18 protein-coding genes are annotated in these 19,673 nt (G+C 63.9%); 8 read left to right on the forward strand and 10 right to left on the reverse strand.

The annotated features are described in order from the left end of the window. Positions 1-6 precede the first annotated feature (6 nt). From ACVIJ6_RS33955 to ACVIJ6_RS33970, 4 genes are read right to left on the reverse strand one after another with little or no spacing between them, the layout of a single operon-like run. Positions 7-1,248 (reverse strand): SDR family NAD(P)-dependent oxidoreductase, encoded by a 1,242-nt coding sequence (locus ACVIJ6_RS33955; protein WP_456776289.1) that lies wholly within the window; start codon positions 1,246-1,248, stop codon positions 7-9. Continuing rightward, positions 1,245-2,429, reverse strand: coding sequence for a thiolase family protein (locus ACVIJ6_RS33960; protein ID WP_456776290.1), 1,185 nt, complete (start codon positions 2,427-2,429; stop codon positions 1,245-1,247). Before ACVIJ6_RS33960 ends, ACVIJ6_RS33955 begins: the two co-directional genes overlap by 4 nt. Before the next feature lie 17 nt (positions 2,430-2,446). Then, a complete protein-coding gene (locus tag ACVIJ6_RS33965; RefSeq protein ID WP_456776291.1) occupies positions 2,447-2,875 on the reverse strand; it encodes an organic hydroperoxide resistance protein in 429 nt (142 codons plus the stop codon). Next, complete coding sequence (locus ACVIJ6_RS33970; protein ID WP_456776292.1) at positions 2,862-3,692, reverse strand: aspartate/glutamate racemase family protein; 831 nt, start codon at positions 3,690-3,692, stop codon at positions 2,862-2,864. Before ACVIJ6_RS33970 ends, ACVIJ6_RS33965 begins: the two co-directional genes overlap by 14 nt. A gap of 593 nt (positions 3,693-4,285) precedes the next feature. Between ACVIJ6_RS33970 and ACVIJ6_RS33975 the strand changes: the two genes are divergently transcribed. From ACVIJ6_RS33975 to ACVIJ6_RS33990, 4 genes are read left to right on the forward strand one after another with little or no spacing between them, the layout of a single operon-like run. Beyond that, positions 4,286-5,434 (forward strand): ABC transporter substrate-binding protein, encoded by a 1,149-nt coding sequence (locus ACVIJ6_RS33975; protein ID WP_456776293.1) that lies wholly within the window; start codon positions 4,286-4,288, stop codon positions 5,432-5,434. A gap of 42 nt (positions 5,435-5,476) precedes the next feature. Beyond that, positions 5,477-6,520, forward strand: a complete 1,044-nt coding sequence (locus tag ACVIJ6_RS33980; RefSeq protein ID WP_456776294.1) for a branched-chain amino acid ABC transporter permease — start codon at positions 5,477-5,479, stop codon at positions 6,518-6,520. Next, positions 6,517-8,286, forward strand: a complete 1,770-nt coding sequence (locus tag ACVIJ6_RS33985) for a branched-chain amino acid ABC transporter ATP-binding protein/permease (protein WP_456776295.1) — start codon at positions 6,517-6,519, stop codon at positions 8,284-8,286. Before ACVIJ6_RS33980 ends, ACVIJ6_RS33985 begins: the two co-directional genes overlap by 4 nt. After that, positions 8,283-8,996 carry an ABC transporter ATP-binding protein gene (locus tag ACVIJ6_RS33990; RefSeq protein WP_456776296.1) on the forward strand — a complete coding sequence of 238 codons (714 nt, stop codon included), beginning with the start codon at positions 8,283-8,285 and terminating at the stop codon, positions 8,994-8,996. The genes ACVIJ6_RS33985 and ACVIJ6_RS33990 overlap by 4 nt, the downstream gene beginning before the upstream one ends. A gap of 70 nt (positions 8,997-9,066) precedes the next feature. Here the strand turns inward: ACVIJ6_RS33990 and ACVIJ6_RS33995 are convergent, their stop codons facing one another. The 4 genes from ACVIJ6_RS33995 to ACVIJ6_RS34010 are packed head-to-tail and all read right to left on the reverse strand — an operon-like array spanning position 9,067 to position 12,272. Beyond that, complete coding sequence (locus ACVIJ6_RS33995; protein ID WP_456776297.1) at positions 9,067-9,783, reverse strand: hypothetical protein; 717 nt, start codon at positions 9,781-9,783, stop codon at positions 9,067-9,069. Beyond that, positions 9,780-10,217: an acyl-CoA thioesterase gene (locus tag ACVIJ6_RS34000; RefSeq protein ID WP_456776298.1), complete on the reverse strand. Its 438-nt coding sequence runs from the start codon at positions 10,215-10,217 to the stop codon at positions 9,780-9,782. Before ACVIJ6_RS34000 ends, ACVIJ6_RS33995 begins: the two co-directional genes overlap by 4 nt. Next, the gene (locus tag ACVIJ6_RS34005) at positions 10,217-11,125 is read right to left on the reverse strand and encodes a fumarylacetoacetate hydrolase family protein (RefSeq protein ID WP_456776299.1); all 909 of its coding nucleotides are present in this window, start codon (positions 11,123-11,125) and stop codon (positions 10,217-10,219) included. The genes ACVIJ6_RS34000 and ACVIJ6_RS34005 overlap by 1 nt, the downstream gene beginning before the upstream one ends. Before the next feature lie 40 nt (positions 11,126-11,165). Next, positions 11,166-12,272 carry a cupin domain-containing protein gene (locus ACVIJ6_RS34010; RefSeq protein ID WP_456776300.1) on the reverse strand — a complete coding sequence of 369 codons (1,107 nt, stop codon included), beginning with the start codon at positions 12,270-12,272 and terminating at the stop codon, positions 11,166-11,168. A gap of 280 nt (positions 12,273-12,552) precedes the next feature. On the opposite strand from ACVIJ6_RS34010, the gene ACVIJ6_RS34015 reads away from it, so the two are divergent. Genes ACVIJ6_RS34015 through ACVIJ6_RS34030 form a run of 4 tightly spaced genes read left to right on the forward strand, consistent with a single transcriptional unit; the run spans position 12,553 to position 17,296 of the window. Next, positions 12,553-14,712, forward strand: a complete 2,160-nt coding sequence (locus tag ACVIJ6_RS34015; protein WP_456776301.1) for a thiamine pyrophosphate-dependent enzyme — start codon at positions 12,553-12,555, stop codon at positions 14,710-14,712. Next, positions 14,709-16,268: an indolepyruvate oxidoreductase subunit beta family protein gene (locus ACVIJ6_RS34020; RefSeq protein ID WP_456776302.1), complete on the forward strand. Its 1,560-nt coding sequence runs from the start codon at positions 14,709-14,711 to the stop codon at positions 16,266-16,268. Before ACVIJ6_RS34015 ends, ACVIJ6_RS34020 begins: the two co-directional genes overlap by 4 nt. 51 nt (positions 16,269-16,319) lie before the next feature. Continuing rightward, the gene (locus ACVIJ6_RS34025) at positions 16,320-16,814 is read left to right on the forward strand and encodes a MarR family winged helix-turn-helix transcriptional regulator (RefSeq protein ID WP_456776303.1); all 495 of its coding nucleotides are present in this window, start codon (positions 16,320-16,322) and stop codon (positions 16,812-16,814) included. Then, positions 16,814-17,296: a MarR family winged helix-turn-helix transcriptional regulator gene (locus tag ACVIJ6_RS34030; protein WP_456776304.1), complete on the forward strand. Its 483-nt coding sequence runs from the start codon at positions 16,814-16,816 to the stop codon at positions 17,294-17,296. Before ACVIJ6_RS34025 ends, ACVIJ6_RS34030 begins: the two co-directional genes overlap by 1 nt. A 10-nt stretch (positions 17,297-17,306) precedes the next feature. Here ACVIJ6_RS34030 and ACVIJ6_RS34035 read toward each other — a convergent pair whose 3' ends face one another. Both ACVIJ6_RS34035 and ACVIJ6_RS34040 read right to left on the reverse strand, forming a co-directional pair. Continuing rightward, positions 17,307-18,047: an SDR family NAD(P)-dependent oxidoreductase gene (locus ACVIJ6_RS34035; protein WP_456776305.1), complete on the reverse strand. Its 741-nt coding sequence runs from the start codon at positions 18,045-18,047 to the stop codon at positions 17,307-17,309. Between the two features lie 5 nt (positions 18,048-18,052). Continuing rightward, positions 18,053-19,669 carry an ATP-dependent acyl-CoA ligase gene (locus tag ACVIJ6_RS34040; RefSeq protein WP_456776306.1) on the reverse strand — a complete coding sequence of 539 codons (1,617 nt, stop codon included), beginning with the start codon at positions 19,667-19,669 and terminating at the stop codon, positions 18,053-18,055. Positions 19,670-19,673: the final 4 nt, after the last annotated feature.

The following is a 19,673-nucleotide window of genomic DNA, read 5'->3' on the forward strand; positions in this document are numbered from 1 at the left end:
GCGAGATCATCGGTCGAGCTCGCGCTCGAGCGCCTTCGGATTGGCGGCAAGTCGCTGGCGGATTTCTTCTGCAACGTCTCCGACATAGACGTCCTCGAGTCCGCTCTTGAGCGCAGACACGATCACCTGGGCAATGGCGCGGGGAGCGACCTTCGGTGGCGGCACCATCTGGAACCACTCGGTATCGACAGGTCCGGTGAACAGGTTCGTCAGCTTGACGCCACCGGGCCGCAACTCCGCGCGCAGGCAATGAGAGAGCGAAAGGCAGGCGGCTTGTGAGGCCGAATAGGCGCCGAAAGCAGGCCAGTTGGCCAAGGCATAGACCGACAGGACGTTGACCCAGGCAGCGCTGCTGTTGACGCCATCCGCGCCCCGCATCCGCATCGCCGGCCCGAACCCCTGCGCCAAATTCATGAAGCCGAGATAGGCTTGGTCGACCTCCTCGCGGGCAATCGCGGTGCCCTTGCGGTCGAGCACGCCACCGGGCCTGATATATTCGGTCGTGTTGATGAGGATGTCGACCTTACCGCCGATATCAGCGGCGAGATCGGCCACCGACTTCTCATCGGAGGCGTCCAGCGCGACGATCTCGATCCCATCCAGCTTGCGGAGGAGTGGCTCGCCAGCAAACGGACGCCACGGCTCGGCAACGCCGACAAACACCGTCTTCGCGCCGGCGGCCTTGAGCGCATTGACCGTCTCCAGTCCGATGGCAGTGCGACCGTTGGTGACGAGCACGCGCCGGAATTTGGGATCAGCCGTCATTTCCCGCCACTGCCGGTCATCGTCCATGTTGGGAGTCTCCTCCTCGGGCCGGGCGAAGGCGACGGCCTGACCGCTCTTGTCGAGCTGAAACGACATGCGAACGGGCGCCCCTTCGCAACAATCGGCGTGCAGATGCGCGACGATCGTCGGTCCGCAGTCCATCTTGACCAGACCGATCCGCCAGGGCGCCCGCTCACGAAAATAGACGTCGCTCGGAACGCGCGCCGTCGTCTCCGCCAGCAAGATGCCGCACCGGGGCGCATCGACGAAAGGCAGATCCGCCGACAGGCACGACGGACAGGCGTCGCGCGCCGGATAGGCAAAGGTGTTGCAGGCGGCGCATCGTTGCAGCATGAAGCGGCCTTCGGCGGCCGCTCGCGTGAAGCCATGCGACTTTCGGCTGCGCGCCCGCGGCGGCGACGCCGGCAGCCGCGTCCGCAGCAACGGGTTCTTGCGCCGGGGAGGATCGATCGGGTTGATCATCGCGCAGGTCCCGCCAGGATCACGGCCCCCGAGGCGAGACCGCGATCATAGTTGATCATTCCGAAGCCAGACGCCAGAGCGAGCCGCGCCGCTTTCACCTGAGTGGGCCCTGCCGTTCCCAGCACCTGCCGAAGTCCTTCGACGAATCCGAGATAGGCGCCGGCCGCACCGGCTTGCCCGACCGAGAGCTGGCCGCCCGACGTATTGTGCGGGAAGTCGCCATCGATGGTGAGATCGTGCTCGCGCACGAAGGCCGCCCCTTCTCCCTTCCTGCAAAAGCCGAGATCCTCGAACTGCATCATGGTGATGACCGGGTAGTCGTCATAGGTCTGAACGACATCGAGATCGTCGGGCGTGACCCCGGCCATGGCGTAGAGTTCTCCGATATCTTTGGCCCAGCCGCCTCGCAGCTGCATGGGATCATCCGCAAATGCGTTGTGCCGCTCGATCGTCGAAAGCACGCGTGCGGCCGGCAATCCGAGCGATGCCGCCGTGTCGTCCCGCATCACGAGGAACGCCTCGGCTCCGGCGCACGGCATGACGCAATCGAACAGGTGAATCGGATCCGAAATCGGGCGGGCGGCGAGATATTGCTCGATCGAAAGCGGCGTCTTCATCAGGGCGTCCGGATTCCGGAGCGCGTTGGCGCGCTGCGCGACGGCGATCCTGCCGACATCCTCGCGCGTCACACCGTAGGTGCGCATGTAATTGCGCGCAATCAACGCAAAGCTCGCATTCGCTCCGCCTGCTCCGTAGGGATAAACGGCGTCCTGATTGAAACGGGAGAAATTCTCGAGCGTCTGCCGGAATGAATCGACATGATTGGTATCACCGGCCACGCAAGCCACGATATCGGCGTCACGTGCCTGGACCGCCCGCGCCGCCTTCCTCACCGCGGCGATCGCGCTGGCGCCGCCGAGCGGGATCGTATCAAGCCACCGCACGCATAGACCGAAATGTTGCGTCAGACCGACGCCGCTGTCATTCCCCATCGTGAAGCTGGAGACGCACAAGCCGTCGATATCGGAACTCTTGATCCCGGCTTGCGCAACGAGCGCGCTCAAGGCGCGGCCGATCCACCATTGCGCGCTTTCGATCGAATAGCGCACGTAAGGGATCGTGACCGGAACGGCCACCACGACCCCGTCGTAGGATGCGCGCTGCGACTTCTCCACTGTCATCCGCCCGGATTCGCGCTTCAGACCACCGTCAGCTTCACGTCGATATTGCCACGCGTCGCGTTCGAATAGGGGCAGCGCTCATGCGCGCCAGCAACGATCTCCTCGGCCAGAGACCGCTCGACGCCCGGCAGGCTGACCTTGAGCTCGACCGCAAGCGCATAGCCAACGGGGATCGGGCCCATCCCCACCTTCGCCGTGACCGACGGCTCGGCGGACGGCATAATCTTCCTGGTACGGGCCACGAGTTTGACCGCGCCGAGAAAACACGCCGCATAGCCGGCAGCAAAGAGCTGCTCCGGATTGGTTCCCTCGCCACCGGGCCCGCCCAACGCTTTCGGCAAGGACAGCGACACCGACAGCAAGCCGTCCGCGCTCGCCGCCTTCCCGTCGCGACCGCCCGTCGCCGTGACCTCGGCCTCGTAGAGGATCTTCTCAGGCTGCACCATTCTTGGTCTCCACCACCGGACTCGGCTCCCGGTACGATTGCTTGTTGCGAACGAGCAGCGCGCGAAAATCCTCGCGAGCGAGCGCACTAGCCCGGCTGAAGCTGGGGCCGCGACTCGGCTCGGTCCCGTTGAGTCGCCTGAGCTGCACCCACATCTCGGCATTCTTCAAGGCAACCGCCGCACAATTGACCACCGGCGCGTGATCGATCTTCAAACCGCGCTCACGCCCGATCAACAACCCCGGCAGCACGCCGGCGGGAATCACCACATCAGCGCCGCGCTCTAGCAGCGGACGCGCACACGCCACGAAGTCACCGATCATCCGCGCCTGCGCCTCCTGGTCGCCGGCAAACGCGGCTGCGAAATCCTCTGGCTTGCAACCAAGTCCGACGACGTGGACGATGCGACCACCGAGACCGTAACGCTCGGCCTGCTCATAATGCCAGACCTCGAAGACGGGATCGAGCGTCACCAGGCCAAGCCGCCTGCCGAGCTGCGAGGCGGCAAGCAGGGTCGCCTCCCCTGTCCCGATCACCGGGATGTCGAGCGCGGAGCGAAGCTCATAAAGCCCGGGATCCTGAAAGTGTCCCATGACGAAAGCATCGAACCCGCGCTGTTCGGCCGCGATGCCGTTATCGATGGCCTGAACCGCGCAGCGCAATTCCGCGAGGCGACCGAACTCGCGATCAGGCGGCGAGATCCCCTCGACGTGAACGCTCGTACCGGGCGCCGCGATCGTGTTGAGGTACTCCGACAGCCGCGCCATGTAGGGCGCATTCACGCTCGCATCAACGAAGCTCTGCCAGAAGATGCGCATCGCCCTTCTCCCCGGACGTCGGAAGATCCATCCTCGACTGCCGCCGCAGAAATTTCAATCATAAACTAATTGGTGCGTCAATGCGCTCAGCGGGGATACGCGGGCCGCTGGACGACGACCGGTCAGGCTGCACATTGCTCGGCAACCCATGGCGCGGCAATCGGCGCAACCTGACGAAAATGTATGCAATCACATTTTTTTCTTACGAAACGCCGGCGCGTGTTGACGGCTTCGCAGAAAATACTTTAGGCTTTAACTAATCCATCGGCGCAGCCGCTGGACCCAGACACCGATGTTGCAGGGCACCGATTTTGAGACTCTCGATCGCCTGGACAGCCACAGAGCAGCCGGCAGCATCGTCGCTCTCGCGTCGCGGCTGCAGCGCTCTTCAGACGATGCCCGAACAATCTCCTGAGTCTCTCGCATGGCAACGCGGCTTCGACAGCGGCCGATGCCATGACCGCTGACGCCCGCCAAGCAGCCCTTCATCGGCGCGCCCGGCCTGCGGCGCTGCAGCATTGTCTCCTATCATTGTGTCAGCTCCCGATGGGGAGCAAGCTTTCCCAACCGGTCAACCCAGGAGGAGAACGCAAATGCGAAGGACTGTGAGCATACTCGCGCTTGTCGCCAGCGTCTTTGCGGCAACAGCTGCTCAGGCCGACATCACCATTGGTTTCGTGACATCGCTGAGCGGCCCCGGCGCCTCGATCGGCATTCCGTATGGCCGCGGTATCGCGGCGGCGTATGAATACAAGAAGGTCATCAATGGTGAGACCATTCGCCTGATCCAGCTGGACGATGGATCCGACCCGTCCGCCGCAACCCGCAATGCGCGCAAGCTCGTGGAGGAAGAGAAGGTCGACCTCCTGATTGGCACGGCCACGGCTCCCTCGACCATCGCGATGGCCGCCGTCGCCAGCGAATTGAAGGTGCCGATGATCGCAGTATCGCCGATCGGCAAGCTGCCAGAGTCGCCGGAGCAATGGGTCGTCTCGGTCCCGCAACCCGCCTCCTTGCTGGTCAAGATCGTTGCAGACCGCATGAAGCGCGACGGCATGAAGAACATCGGCTATATCGGCTTCTCCGACGCCTGGGGCGATCTCGTCTACAACGGAGCGAAGGCGGCCGAAGCCACCGACGACATCAAGGTGCAGACCAACGAGCGTTATGCTCGGACGGACACGTCGGTGACGGCGCAAACGCTGAAGGTGCTCGCGGCCCGGCCGGATGCCGTCCTCGACGGCGGCTCGGGCACGCAGGGTGCGCTGCCTCTCCTCAGCTTGGCCGAGCGAGGCTTCAAGGGCAAGACGTATGGCACGGTCGCCCTGGTCAATCCGGATTTTGTCCATGTCGGCGGCAAGGCCGCCGAGGGGATCCAGGTGTCGGCCGGCCCGGTGATCGTGGCCGAGCAGCTCCCGGACGATCATTTCGCCAAGAAGCTCGCGCTGGATTTCCGCGCGGTCTACCAGAAGACCCATAATATTCCGACGACGGACGGCTTCTCCGCCTATTCGTTCGACGCCTGGCTCATCTTCGCCAACGCCGCCGAACAGGCGCTCAAAACCACAAAGCCCGGCACCGGCGCATTCCGCGGCGCCCTGCGCGACGCAATTCTCAGCACCCGGGAACTGCCCGGCGTCCACGCCATCTACAATTTCAAGCCGGGAGCGGTCACGGGCGTGGACGAACGATCTCTCGTCATCGTTCGCCTGACCGATGGCGCGTGGAAGTATGCGCCATAATTCAAAGTCTGGCCACCACTCGGAACGGGGAAGCGCGCGGTCATGACGAGCGATATCGCCGCCATTCTTGCGATCGACGGCATCGCCACCGGCGCGGTCTATGCGCTGGTGGCGATCGGAACCGTGCTGATCTTCACGGTCACCCGCGTGATCTTCATTCCGTTCGGCGATATTGCCGCGTTCACCGCGCTGACGCTGGCTGCTCTCGATGCGAAGCGGTTTCCCGGCACCGGAACGCTCGTTCTGGTGCTGGCCTGCCTCGCAACCATCGTAGAAATCATTTCGCTGCTGCGCACGAACGAGCCGCGGCTGGTACCGCGCGCGCTGCTGCTTTATCTCGCTTTGCCATGCGCGATCGTCGGCGCAGCCTGGATCGTGACGCGCATGGATCCGCCGCTGGCGGTCCGGCTCGTGCTCGCGCTGATGCTGATCACCCCGATCTCTCCCCTTCTCGACCGGATCGTGTTTCGTCCGATCGCCGACGGGACGGTGCTGCTGTTGCTGACGGTCTCGGTCGCATTGCATTTCGCGCTGGTTGGTCTTGGCCTGCTGTTTTTCGGACCTGAGGGCGTGCGCACCGAACCGCTGACCTCGCTGTCCACTGAGATCGCGGGCATTCTCATCTCCGGTCAGACCATGCTGATCGTGATCGCCGCGCTCGTCTTCAGCGGCCTGCTTTATCTGTTCTTCGACTTCACATTGGTCGGCAAATCGCTTCGCGCCACCGCCGTGAACCGGACCGGCTCGCGCCTGATGGGAATCCGGCCCGCACGCGCCGGTACCATCGCCTACCTTCTCGGATCGCTGATGGCCGGCGTGTCGGGCATCCTGATCGCGCCGGTGAACACCGTGTTCTACGATTCCGGCTTCCTGATTGGCCTCAAGGCTTTCGTCGGCGCGATCGTGGGCGGCCTGACCAGCTATCCTGGCGCTGCGATCGGCGCCGTGGGCGTCGGCATTCTCGAAAGCTTCGCATCCTTCGAGAGCAGCGCGCTGAAAGATGTCATCGTGTTCTCGCTCCTGATCCCGATTCTGATCTGGCGGTCCCTATCCTCCCTGCATTCCGAGGAGGAGATCGAGGAATGACCCGTCTTCACGTCCAGCTTGCAGCATTGGTGGCGGTGCTGTGCCTTGCCGTCGCGCCCTTCCTCCTGCCCCCGTTCACGATCACGCTGATGAACTATATCGGCGTCTATTCGCTGGTCGCAATCGGCCTCGCGCTTCTCACCGGCGTCGGCGGCATCGTCTCGTTCGGACAGGCGGCTTTCGTGGGGATCGCGGCCTATGCAACCGCCTGGGTGTCGGCCCTCAACGGTCAATCCCCCTGGGTCGGCCTCCTGCTGGCCTTGACGCTGACCTGCAGCATCGCGACCCTTCTCGGGCTCGCCACCCTGCGGCTGCAGGGTCATTTCCTCTCGCTCAGCACCGTGGCATGGGGGCTCGCGATCGGCTTCCTGTTCGGCAATGTGGAAGGGCTCGGGCGCTTCAACGGCATCGCATCGATTCCGCCGATCAGCTTCGGATCCTATGCCCTGGTCTCCAGCGCGCAGGTCTATTTCCTGATCTGGAGCATCGTCGCAGCCGTTCTCTGGATCGGATACAATCTGCTGGACTCGCGCCTCGGCCGCGCGATGCGCGCGCTGCGGGGCGGCAATACGCTGGTCGAGAGCCTGGGCATCAGCGCGTTTCGGATCAAGCTGCTGATCTTCGTCATTGCAGCGTTTCTGGCGGCGCTGTCGGGCTGGCTCTACGCCCATATGAGCCGTTTCATCAGCCCGGGTCCGTTCGATGCCGGCATGGGCATCGAATACCTCATGATGTCGATGGTCGGCGGCGCAGGAAGCCTGCTCGGTGGTGTCGTCGGCGCCGCGATCGTGACGCTGCTCAAGAACAGCGTCCAGGACTATCTGCCATTGATCGCCAAGGGGGCATCTGGCCAGCTTGAGATCGTCGCCTTCTCCGCGCTGTTCATCCTGTTCCTGCAATGGGCCCGACAGGGAATCGTGCCATTCATCGGGCGCTATCTGCCGAAGCTGCGTCGCGACCGGCCGCAACCCGCGCCTGCCCTGCCGCGCCGTGCACAGCCTGCGCCTGGAGAGCTGCTGCTCAAAGTGGACAGCGCCGAGCGGCGTTTCGGCGGCCTTGTCGCCGTCAACAATGTGAGCTTCGACGTGCGCTCCGGGGAGATCCTGGCCGTGATCGGGCCGAACGGCGCCGGCAAGAGCACCATGTTCAACTGCCTCACGGGCGCGCTGCGCGTCAACAAGGGCGACATCGTCTTTGCCGGACGCTCGATCACCCGTGAGGCGCAATCGCGCATCGCCAAGGCGGGCATCGCCAGAACGTTTCAGCACGTCAAGCTCAGGCCGCGGATGAGCCTGCTCGAAAACGTGATGCTCGGCACCTATGCTCGGACCCGCACCGGCCTGTTCGCGAGCGCCTTGCGGCTCAACCGACGCGAGGAAGCCAGTGCGCAGTTCGAAGCGCTGCGACAGCTGGAGCGCGTCGGGCTCGGCGACAAGCCGTTCGACATCGCCGGCAACCTGCCGCTCGGCAATCAACGCATCCTGGAGATCGCGCGGGCCCTCGCGGCGGACCCGGCGCTGCTGGTGCTCGACGAACCGGCTGCAGGACTCCGCCGCCAGGAGAAGCTGCGGCTGGCCGAGTTGCTCAGGTCGCTGCGGAATGACCACCTGACCATCCTCATCGTCGAGCACGACATGGAGTTCGTGATGTCCCTGGTCGACCGGATCGTGGTGCTCGATTTCGGATCCAAGCTCTGTGAAGGCGACCCCGCTGCGATCCGGAACGACGAACGGGTTCAAGAGGCCTATCTCGGAGGCGTCGCGTGAGCCCGATGTTCGCCATGACGGATGTGACCGTCTGTTACGACCATGTCGAAGCGGTCCGCAACGTGTCGCTATCGGTCGAAGAAGGACAGATTGTCACGGTGATCGGCCCGAACGGGGCCGGCAAGACCACGCTGCTGATGGCGGCAATCGGGCTGCTCGCGTCGCGCGGCCGCATCAGTTTTCAGGGCAGCGAGATCGGCAGGATGTCGGTCGAAAACCGCGTCGAGCGGCGGCTGTGTCTCGTTCCGGAAAAGCGCGAGCTGTTCTCCGACATGACGGTCGCCGACAATCTCCTGCTCGGCTCCTACAGCCTGCGCGATCGCTCTTGTGTCCGCCAGGCGCTCGACGAGGTGTATGATCGGTTCCCGCGGCTTCGCGAGCGGCAACGCCAGACTGCCGGAACACTCTCCGGCGGAGAACGCCAGATGCTGGCGCTGGGGCGCGCATTGATGGCCAAGCCGAAGCTGCTCATGCTGGACGAGCCCAGCCTTGGCCTTGCTCCGCTGATCGTGCGCGAAATCTTCCGCACCATCGCGTCCTTGCGCGATCTCGGCGTGTCCATCCTGCTGGTCGAGCAGAACGCCCGCGCCGCACTCGAGACGGCCGATTACGGCTATGTGCTCGAGACCGGCGAAATCGTCCAGTCGGGCCCGGCCAAGGACCTGATCCACGATCCCCGGCTGATCACAGCCTATCTCGGCGGCCATTGACGCGATGCTGTGACGGGCTGTCCGCCGCGCGCGGACAACTGGTCCAAGCGGGCAGCAACGTTACGCCACGCTATGGATGTGCCGTGCCGGGACGGACCGTCGTGGTCAGCATCGGAAAATGCTTGTTGCCGCCCGCAAATGGCGGGAAGCGGAGAAAGTCGTCCCGCATCCGCTTGATCACATCGGAGCTCAGCGCCCGCGACAGCGCTTCCGGACTGTCGAACACCAGCTTGTTGCGCTGCATGTGCTCGACGCGTCGTGAGGGCAGCCGGTCGATCCAATCGACCCGCGTATAGATCTCGATCTGGCGGACATCCGGAAACGTCCGCATGATCGCGGGATGATGCTCGATATAGTGCCGATTCCAGGCGTTCATGTCCTCGGCTGGCCCCGGATAATGAACGAGATAGCTGCACGGTCTCACCGTGCCGTCCGAATGCGTGCCAACATCGACAGGGAAACGCCGCGTCACCATCACCTGATGCGCGACGTCCAATCCAGCGAGGCTCGACAGCCCCCTGCCCGTTGCCAGGCCAGCGAGAATGCCGCCCCTGTTCAGGGCAGCCTCACAGGTCGGCAGGTCCGGAAACCGCAATTGCAGTGCAAATGCCGGCCCGGCACCGTCGGCGCGATAGGGATGGTCGACGGACTGCTCGAGTGGCGTAAACAGCAGCCCTTCCCTCATATCCGGGAGCGACGCGACCGCTTCGATGGCGGCCGCAAGATCCTCGGCACTGATGCGCCGCTCGCCCGCCGTGTCAGCGAAGGTCATGAAGAAAGAGATCATGCGATGGATCGCGCTCCGTCGGCCGAGATCTCCAGGCCTTTCACGAGCGCCGCACGAACATCGTCCGGCCATGGAATGGCACGGCGATCAACCAAGGATGTCGCAGCCAGGATCTGATTTGCGGTCCATCGGGTGCCATCCGATCCCGATATGACGTGGCCCAGTTGAAGCGATGCCCGGCCGACGCGCTTGACTTGGAGCTCGAAGGTCAGCCGGTCGCCGAACAGCGACGGGAACGAGAAATCGCAGTCGAGATGCACCGTGGGTGTCCCGATCTTGCGGACCGTGATCAACTCCTGCCAGGGGAAACCGATCTTCGCCCAGAACTCCTCGACAACTCCATTGAGCATGTCGAGATAGGACGGGAAGTAGGCAATCCCTGAAGGATCGCAGTCGCCGAATCTCAGCTCGCGCTCGAATGAGAACCGGCTCATCAGATCGCCACCACCGGGTGCCTGATGACGCCGATACCGTCAATGCCGGCCTCGACCACGTCGCCCGGCCACAACCATTCCTGCGGTGTCATTCCGGCGCCGACGCCGTCGGGCGTTCCGGTCGCGATGATGTCGCCGGGCTCCAGCGTCATGCCCGAAGAAATGTCCGCGATCAGAGTTGGAATGTCGAAGATCATGTACTTGGTATTCGACTCCTGCTTCGTTTGTCCGTTCTTGGTGAGCCAGAGACGCAGGTCGTGCGGATCGGGTATCTCGTCGGCCGTCACGATGCACGGGCCGAACGGCGCATAGGTATCCATGCCCTTGGAGAAGATCCACTGGCCGGCGCGACGATTGTCGCGCGCGGAGATGTCGATCATCACCGAATAGCCGAAGACATGCTTCATCGCATTTGCGACCGCAATGCGCGTTGCGGTCTTGCCGATGATCACCGCGAGCTCCACCTCCCAGTCGAGCTGCTGCGTCATCCTCGCATTGTGCTGGATGGCCGCCCCCGGCCCGATCACCGCCGTCGGCGGCTTGGAGAAGACCACCGGATGCTTCGGCAGATCCTTGTCCGTGTCCAGGCTCTTGGCGGATTCCGCAACATGGGCGCGGTAGTTGAGGCCGATGCCGAAAATGTTCTTTCGCGGACGGGGAATGGGAGCCAGCAATTTCACGTCCTCGACCGGAACGGCAGAACCGCTCGGCAGAGATCCGCTTGCGCTGTCCAGGCATTGCCCGAGCGCGGGAAGAAGCGTGACGCTATTGTCGATGAACGACAGCATGTCGTTCGGCCAGGAGAGATGGCGCGAGGCACCCAGGCGCTCGACATCGACGATCAATCCATTGACGAGGGCACCCAGGCGGGCGCCGCTGGAGCCCAAGGTGTAAGTAACAAGGCGCATGACGTGACGATCCGGCTTTTCTGGTGGAACTGTTAAAGGCTCAGGCCGCTGCGGGCTGATGGCCTGAATTGTCGCCGTAGGCCTCTTCCCGATAGAACCCAAGCCCCTCGATGACCGGGAGGTCGTTGAAGCTGAACAGGCAGGCATCGTCACTGTCCGACGCATTGCCATGCTCGTGCCAGGCCCAGGACGGGATACAGAAGATATCGCGCTCCTGCCAATCCAGCCGTTTGCCGGCGACGATCGAATACCCCCGCCCCTTGGCGACCTGGTAGATGAAGCTGCCGGTGTGCCGATGCGACTTGGTCTTTTCACCGGGCCGGAGCAGTTGCATGCTGGCGCCGATCGTCTGCATCACGTGCCCGCCGGAGATCGGATTGACGTAGTTCATCAGAATTCCGTCATAGGGCGACCCGTCGGTCGCGGCGGCATACTTCTGCAAGGAGTCGTAAGTCGGCTCCCATTCATATTTGAACATCGGCGAATAGCCCTTCGACCAACGCGTATCCGCCGGACGAAGACCAGGATTGCCCCAGGTCTTGGTCATGTCGTCCACGGGATAGCCGGACTCCTCCTGCTGGATCTTTGGATGCACCGCGAAGAAGTTGGCCTCCAGCGCGTTGACCAGCGGAATGTCGAGACCGTCCTGCCATATGCAGACGGAGCCGCCGGCCTCGACCCCATGCTCGTGCCAGGTCCCGTTCGGGGTGAGCACGAAGTCGCGCGCCCCGAGCGTCATCTTGTGACCGTCGACAATGGTGTAGGCGCCCGTCCCCTCCATGATGAAGCGCAAGGCTGAGGCGGAGTGCGCATGCGCGGACGCGACTTCCCCGGGATGCATCACCTGCAGGCCGGAATACAGCCAGCCGACCGCGGCCGACACGTCACGGCGGCCCGGATTGTTGAGATAGATCACGCGGCGTCCCGCCTTCTCCGGGGAGACCAGTTCCACCGACCGGAGCACATGCTCGCGCAGATCCTGGTAACGCCAGAGCACGGGAACGGACGCCGATTGCGGCTGCCACGGCTCGATCTTGTTGGCGACCGTCCAGAGCGCACCCGCCTCGTATTTCTCCAGATCCTTGTAGTAGGCCTGCAGCTCGGGCGTATCCTCGACATTGGCCCGACCGATGACGTTCTCGCGCATTCTTCCCTCCATGTGTGCGTGACGGCGTGTGCGTCACGGCATCTGCTGGCGGCGGCCTCGTCACCAATGCGGCCTTGGCAGCGGTCGCGCTTGCGTCGAGACAGGCGGGATGAGGCCTGGACCGCGGCAGCCCTGAAACAAGAGTGTTTCAGCATCCGGACCGCTGTCACCGGCCTGTGGTAACGTCCCGGAGCGATGCTCCGGAAGGATCGGCAACGCTTAACCGCGTTGACTTATTTCACATATAAAATTATGATATCGCATATTTCTGGAGGGTGCAATGGCGGAACGTTCTTTTGCGCGCGAGATCGAGGATCTCCGGCTTGGGCACGGCGACACCTTTCGCGGCGAAGGCATCCTCGCAATCACCAAAGCGCTCCTGCAGTCGGGAGTAGCCTATGTCGGCGGCTACCAGGGATCGCCGATCTCGCATCTGATGGACGTGCTCGCCGACGCCAAGGACGTGCTCGATGAGCTTGGCGTCGTCTTCCAGAGCTCAGCGAACGAAGCGGCTGCAGCGGCGATGCTGTCGGCGTCGGTGATGTATCCTCTGCGCGGCGCGGTGGCGTGGAAATCGACCGTGGGGACCAATGTCGCCTCCGATGCGCTTGCCAACCTCGCGTCAGGCGGCGTCACCGGCGGCACGATGATCATCGTCGGCGAGGATTACGGCGAAGGCTCCTCGATCATGCAGGAGCGCACGCATGCCTTCGCGATGAAGTCGCAGATGTGGCTGCTCGACCCACGCCCCGATCATGAATGCATCGTCAATCTGATCGAGAAGGGCTTCGAGCTCTCGGAATATTCGAACACGCCTGTCATGCTCGAGGTTCGTGTTCGCGCCTGCCACATGCATGGAAGCTTCGTCTGCAAGGACAATATCAAGCCGCGCCACACCATCAGAGACGCCCTGAACAATCCCAAGCGCGACGTCAACCGCATCGTGCTGCCGCCAGCGGCCTACGAGCAGGAGCAGGAGAAAATCAAGACCCGGATGCCGGCGGCGATCCGGTTCGTTCACGAGAACAGGTTGAACGAACAGTTCGGGCCGAAGCAGGGCAAGGTCGGCATCATTATGCAGGGCGGGATGTACAACAACGTCATTCGCGCGCTGCAATATCTCGGCCTCTCCGACGCTTACGGCAACACCCAGGTTCCGCTCTACGTCATGAACGTCACCTATCCCGTGATCGACAGCGAGGTCGCGGAGTTCTGCCTGGACAAGGAGGCCGTGCTGATCGTCGAGGAAGGTCAGCCGGAATATCTCGAACAAGCCATCAACACCGTGCTCCGGCGCAAAGACATTCAGGCGCGCATTCACGGCAAGGACGTCTTGCCCATGGGGGGCGACTATACTGCGCAGGTCCTGCTTGGCGGCGTCCGCGACTTTCTGGAGAGGTGCGAGCCAAGGCTGCTCGGCAATCGGCCGCCCGCTCCCGATGCCACGCCCGTGCTCAACCATCCAGCCGTGGAGAGGCTGAAACAGGTCGTGCCGGCCCGTCCCCCCGGCCTTTGCACCGGCTGTCCGGAGCGGCCGATCTTCGCTGCCATGAAGCTCGTCGAGGAGGAGCTCGGCCAGCACCATGTCTCGGCCGATATCGGCTGCCATCTGTTTTCGATTCTTCCGCCCTTCAACATCGGCGCGACGACCATGGGCTTCGGCCTTGGCCCGGCCTCGACCTCGGCCTTCAACGTGAAGGCCGACAAGCGCGCGATCGCGGTGATGGGCGATGGCGGCTTCTGGCACAATGGACTGACCAGCGGCATCGGCAATGCCGTGTTCAACAAGCATGACGGCGTGTTCGTCATCGTCGACAACTACTACACGTCAGCCACCGGCGGCCAGGACATCCTGTCGTCGCGCGCGATCAATACGCGGCGCAAGACCAACAATTCGATCGTGCAAGCTGTCAAGGGCATTGGCGGCCAATGGGTCCGGCAGATCGACCGCACCTATGACGTCGGCCGGATGCGCGACACCCTCAAGGAGGCGCTGACCACGCTGGCGGAAGGCCCGAAGGTCATCGTGGCGTCCTCCGAATGCATGCTGAACAAGCAGCGTCGCGTGCGGCCGCAGATCAACAAGGCCATCAAGGACGGTGTGCGCACCGTGAAGGAGCGGTTCGGCGTCGATGAAGACGTCTGCACCGGCGATCATGCCTGTATCCGGCTCTCCGGCTGTCCGTCGCTGTCCGTGAAGCAGCTCGACGATCCGCTGCGGGATGATCCCGTCGCCGCCATCGACAATTCCTGCGTCGGCTGCGGCAATTGCGGCGAGGTCGCGGAGGCGGCCGTGCTCTGCCCGTCCTTTTACCGCGCCGATGTCATCCATAATCCGTCGCGCTGGGACAGATTCAAATCCAAGCTGAGCATGGCCGTGATCGGCTGGCTGCAGCAGCGGCGAGACCGCAAGCGCCCCGTGCTCGAGGCGCTGGCATGAGAGACGAATCCACCCGCCTGGCGCTTCCCGCGGCTGGCGATGCCACCGAACGGCCGATCTCGATTGCCATCGTCGCGATGGGTGGGCAGGGCGGCGGCGTGCTCACCGACTGGATCGTTCAGCTCGCCGAGGACGAGGGCTGGGTCGCGCAATCGACATCGGTTCCCGGCGTCGCCCAACGCACCGGCGCGACCATCTATTACATCGAAGCGATGCCGCCGCTCGATGGCCGCAAGCCTGTGCTCGCGCTCACGCCGACCCCCGGCGACGTCGACGTGGTCATGGCGGCTGAATTCATGGAGGCCGGCCGCTCGATCCTGCGCGGCCTGGTGACCCCGGACCGGACCACGCTGATCGCGTCGGATCACCGCTCATTCGCGATCGCCGAGAAGATCGCGCCGGGGAATGGCATCGCCGACCAGGGCGCGGTGACGGGCGCGATCGGCGTCGCGGCCAAGACCGAGATCGTCTTCGACATGAATGCGCTGGCGATCGCCCATGGCAGCGTCATTTCGGCGGCGATGTTCGGCGCACTCGCGGCGGCCGGCGTTCTGCCATTCAATGTGGAGAGCTTTCGCACGGTGATCCGCGCCGGCGGCAAGGGCGCGAATGCCAGCCTGCGGACCTTCGATGCCGCCCTCGCCCAGGTTCAGACGGGGTCCTTCGCGGCCGCGGCACCAAAACCGGCGGAGGCCACCCGCCCGGCTCCCGCTCCGATGGAGCCGGATCTCGCCGCCCTTGTCACGCGCCTCAAGCAGCAATTCCCGGCCCCGGTGCAGGCCATTGCGCTGGCCGGACTGAAGAAGGTCATCGACTTCCAGGATCTCGCTTACGGCAGCGAATATCTCGATCTGCTCGACAGGCTGCTGGCGGCCGACCGCCAATGCGGTGGCGGCGACAAGGCGTTCGCCTTCACCGAGGCCGCGGCGAAATACCTCGCCAACGCCATGGCCTATGATGACGTCATCCGGGTCGCCGATCTGAAGACACGGGCGGGACGCCGCGCACGGATCGCGAATGAACTCGAATTGTCGCAGGATTCCGTGCTGCAGACGACCGAATTCATGCATCCCCGCATGGAGGAGGTGATCGGCATGCTGCCGGCGCGCCTCGGCCGCTGGCTCGGCGGCCAGCCTCGTCTCGTCGGCTGGCTCGACCGCCGAATCAGCAAAGGGCGCCGGGTCCGGACCTATTCCCTCCCCTGGTTTCTTGCCCTCTATGCCGTCGGCGGACTTCGCGGCCTGCGCCGCGCCACCCTGCGTCACGCTGTCGAGACGGCGCACCGGGACGAATGGCTCGCGGCAGCCACCGCGGCCATCCAGAGCAATTACCAGCTGGGCGTCGAGATCCTGCAATGCCGCCGTCTGGTGAAGGGATATTCCGATACGCACGGAAGAGGTCTTTCGAAGTTCGACCGCACGCTCGCAGCGATCAAGCTGATCGAGCGGCGCGAGGATGCCGCCGACTGGGCACGGCGGCTGCGCGAAGCCGCGCTGAAGGACAGCGCGGGTACCGAGCTCGATGGTGTGATCCAGACCATCAAGTCTTTCGCCTGATCGCGCCGGCCGCGCGTCTTGCCGTTCACAGACCCTACTCAATGGGACGCCATGCCTGCAGCACGCGAGAAGGCCACCACGCCCGCCCCCGGCCAGACCGAGACCCGGTTCTGGCTGCAACTTCTGTCTCTCCACGGCGAGCTGTTTGCCGCCCTGAATGCGGCGATGATCGCGGAACAGGGCTTGTCGCTGGCGAAGTTCGATGCGCTCGCTCAGCTCGCCCGCTATCCTGACGGTCTGACGCTCGGGCGGTTGTCGCAGAACCTGAAAGTGTCGGGCGGCAATGTGTCGGGGCTGGTGCAACGTCTCGCGGCCGACGAACTCATCAGCAGGGAGATGTCGAGCGAGGACCGGCGTTCGTTCATTGTTCGCTTGACGCCCAAGGGCGAAGCGGTGTTCAGGAAGGCGGCCGGCGTGCACAATGAGCATCTCCGACAGCGCCTGGAGAATGTCCCGGCTCACGAACTGGAGGCCGCGCTTTCGATCATGCGGTCGATCTCCTCCAAAGTCCGCTCCGAGCAGAAAAATCAGAATCGCAGGACCTAATGGCCAAGGACTCCAGGAATCGCTGGAAATCGGGACCACCCCGGACGCGAGACCAGCTGCAGAGCTACATTCCCTATCTCCTCAACCGTCTCGCCAATCGCTGGAACCTCGATCAGAACCGTGATCTCAGCGAGCACGGCATCAACAACGTTGTATTCCGAACCTTGTCGGTGCTGTTCATCTACAAGACCCTCACCGTCAACGAGGTCGCCGTTCTCGCCGTGACCGAGCAGTCGACCGCAAGCCGTATGGTCGAATCCATGGTGACGTCAGGCCTGGTGAAGCGGGAGATTGCCGAGGAAGACCAGCGCCGACGGGTCGTGGGCCTCACTCCGGACGGCGAAGCCTTGCTGCGAAAGGTCTGGCCGATCATGGAGCGCAACTATGATCGACTGACCGCGGGCATCGACCCCGACGAGATCGAGATCTGCGCGCGCGTTCTCGCCAAGATGGTTGCCAACATCCGGCAGAACGACATCTGACCTGCAGCGGTCAAGGACCGAGGCCGACCAGGCTGGCGCCGCCGCAGACATAAAGCACTTGGCCGGTGACGAAGTCGGAACGCTCGTCGAGGAAGAATTCGATGGCGTGGGCGACATCCTCGCGCGCGCCGAGCCGCCCTACGGGGATGTTGCGCGCCATCCGCTCCTGCTGCTCCGATCCCTTGGGAATGACGCCCCAGAAATTCTCCGTCAGGATCGGGCCTGGGGCGACGACGTTCACCGTAATGCCCCCGGACGCAAGTTCGAGCGCCCAGGTCCGCGCCATCCCATGGACACCGGCCTTGGTCGCGGAATAGGCCGAGCGCGTCACCGCCCCCATCGCAGCCCGCGAGCTCACGAAGACGATTCGCCCGAACCGACGCGCGCGCATTCCGTCCAACGCAGCCTGTGTCAGAAGCATCGGCGCCCCCAGATGCAACTGCGCAAGCGTCAGAATATCTTCCGGCCTGGTATCGGGCAGCAGATTGGGGAGGATCACGCCGGCATTGTGCACGAGACAATCAATGGCATGGGCCTGGCAGATCTCCTGCGCGATCGCGCGCGTGGCGTCGATGCTGGTCAGGTCGGCGCGATAGGCCGCCAGCAAGTCATGCGTCCAGTCCGGCTTGTCCAGGCCGACCGAGACCACGCGCTGCCCCCTCGCGACGAGCCTTTTTGCCAATTCCTCGCCGATCCCGGAATTTCCACCGGTGATGAGCGTGGTCCGGATTTGACCGGAGGTCTGCTGCATGGTCATCACACCTGCCGCCGCTTGAGATCACGCACATCGAAGAACGCGCCATCCTGCATCAGTCTGGCGACGTGATCCTTCAGTCCGCCGCGCTGGATCTTCTCGGTTGCCGTCAGCGGCAAACGGTCCACGAAGCAGATCCAGCCCGGAGCCTTGTAATAGGCCATCTGCTCGAGACTCCAGCGGACGATCTCCTCGGCCAGTTTGCGGTCCGCACCGCCCTGCTCCGCAATGATGACCGCCGCGACCTCGTCGCCACGGACTTTATCAGGTGTCGCTGCCACCGCAGCCTGCCGGACCGCAGGATGGCGATTGAGGACCGACTCGACCTCGACCGCGGCAATATTCTCGCCCGACCGGCGAATGACGTTCTTCTTGCGATCGACGAAATGCAGATCGCCGTCGTCATCGCGGGAGACGATATCGCCGGTATGAAACCATCCGCCCTGCCACGCTTCCGCAGTGGCTTCCGGATTCTTCAGATACTCCCGGAAGAATCCGTAGCGCGGATCCGGGCCCGCCCGCCGCACCAGCAATTCGCCCGGCGATCCCGCCGGCGCCTCATTGCCACTGTCGTCGACGATGCGGATCTCGACGTCGGCGGACGGCCGCCCGAAGCAGCTGGTGCCGACCTTGCGCGGCTCGACATTGGCGGCGATGACGCCGCCGCTTCCCGTCTCGGTCATCGCCCAGGCTTCCAGCAGCGGGAAGCCGAAACGCGCCTCGAACGGCGCATGCAGGAGCTTGTCCACGCCGGCCCCGAAGCCGAAGCGCACTGAATGCGCCCGATCCTCCGCCGATGCCGGCGCGCTCATCAACATCGACGGCATGACGCCCAGATAATGCAGGCAGGTCGCGCGGCTTTCCTTGACCGAGTCCCACCAGGAGCGCGGATGAAAGCGATCCAGCATCGTCAGACAGCCGCCGACCGACAGCATCGCCATCAGCGATACCGCCATGGCGTTCATGTGAAACAGCGGCAACGGCGTGATCATGCGCTCTCCGCCAGCCCTGAGGTCAATCAACCCGCCGACGTCCCGATACCAGTCTCCGCTGTAGAGGTAGTAGGTATTGCTGAGCACGCAGCCCTTCGGCTGACCTGTCGTCCCCGACGTATACAGCAAGGCGCATTCGGAGGATGCGACGCCCGCCCGGGACGGACGCGGGCCGCCAAAGGGCGCGGGAATGTCGTCATCAACCGTCACCACCGGGATTGGACGGCCGGCATTGCGCGCAGCCGCTTCCACCTCCTCGCGCCGTTCGGCAAGGACGAAGGCCGCATTCATCTCTGAATGCGCGATGATGTATTCGAGCTCGCTGAGCCGCAGGTCCGGGTTGATCGGGACGACCGATACCCCGAGCGCGTTGAGCGCGAACCACAACTCGACGAACACCGGTCTGTTCTGAAGCAGCAGCCCGACCCGATGGCCCTCGCCATAGCCCTGTTCTGCGAACGCAGCCCGCCACGCGTCCACCCGCGCGAGCATGGTGGCATAGCTGATCTCACCGGCCGCGATGCCGTAATTCGTGGCGGTCTCCGTCAGCACGTTGAGAAATGCCGATGGACCGAACCGTAGCGCGGTGTCGCGAAAGCGGGCGTAGACGGAAGAAGAAGTCGTCAAGGGG

This window comes from Bradyrhizobium sp. USDA 4369 (assembly GCF_054056435.1).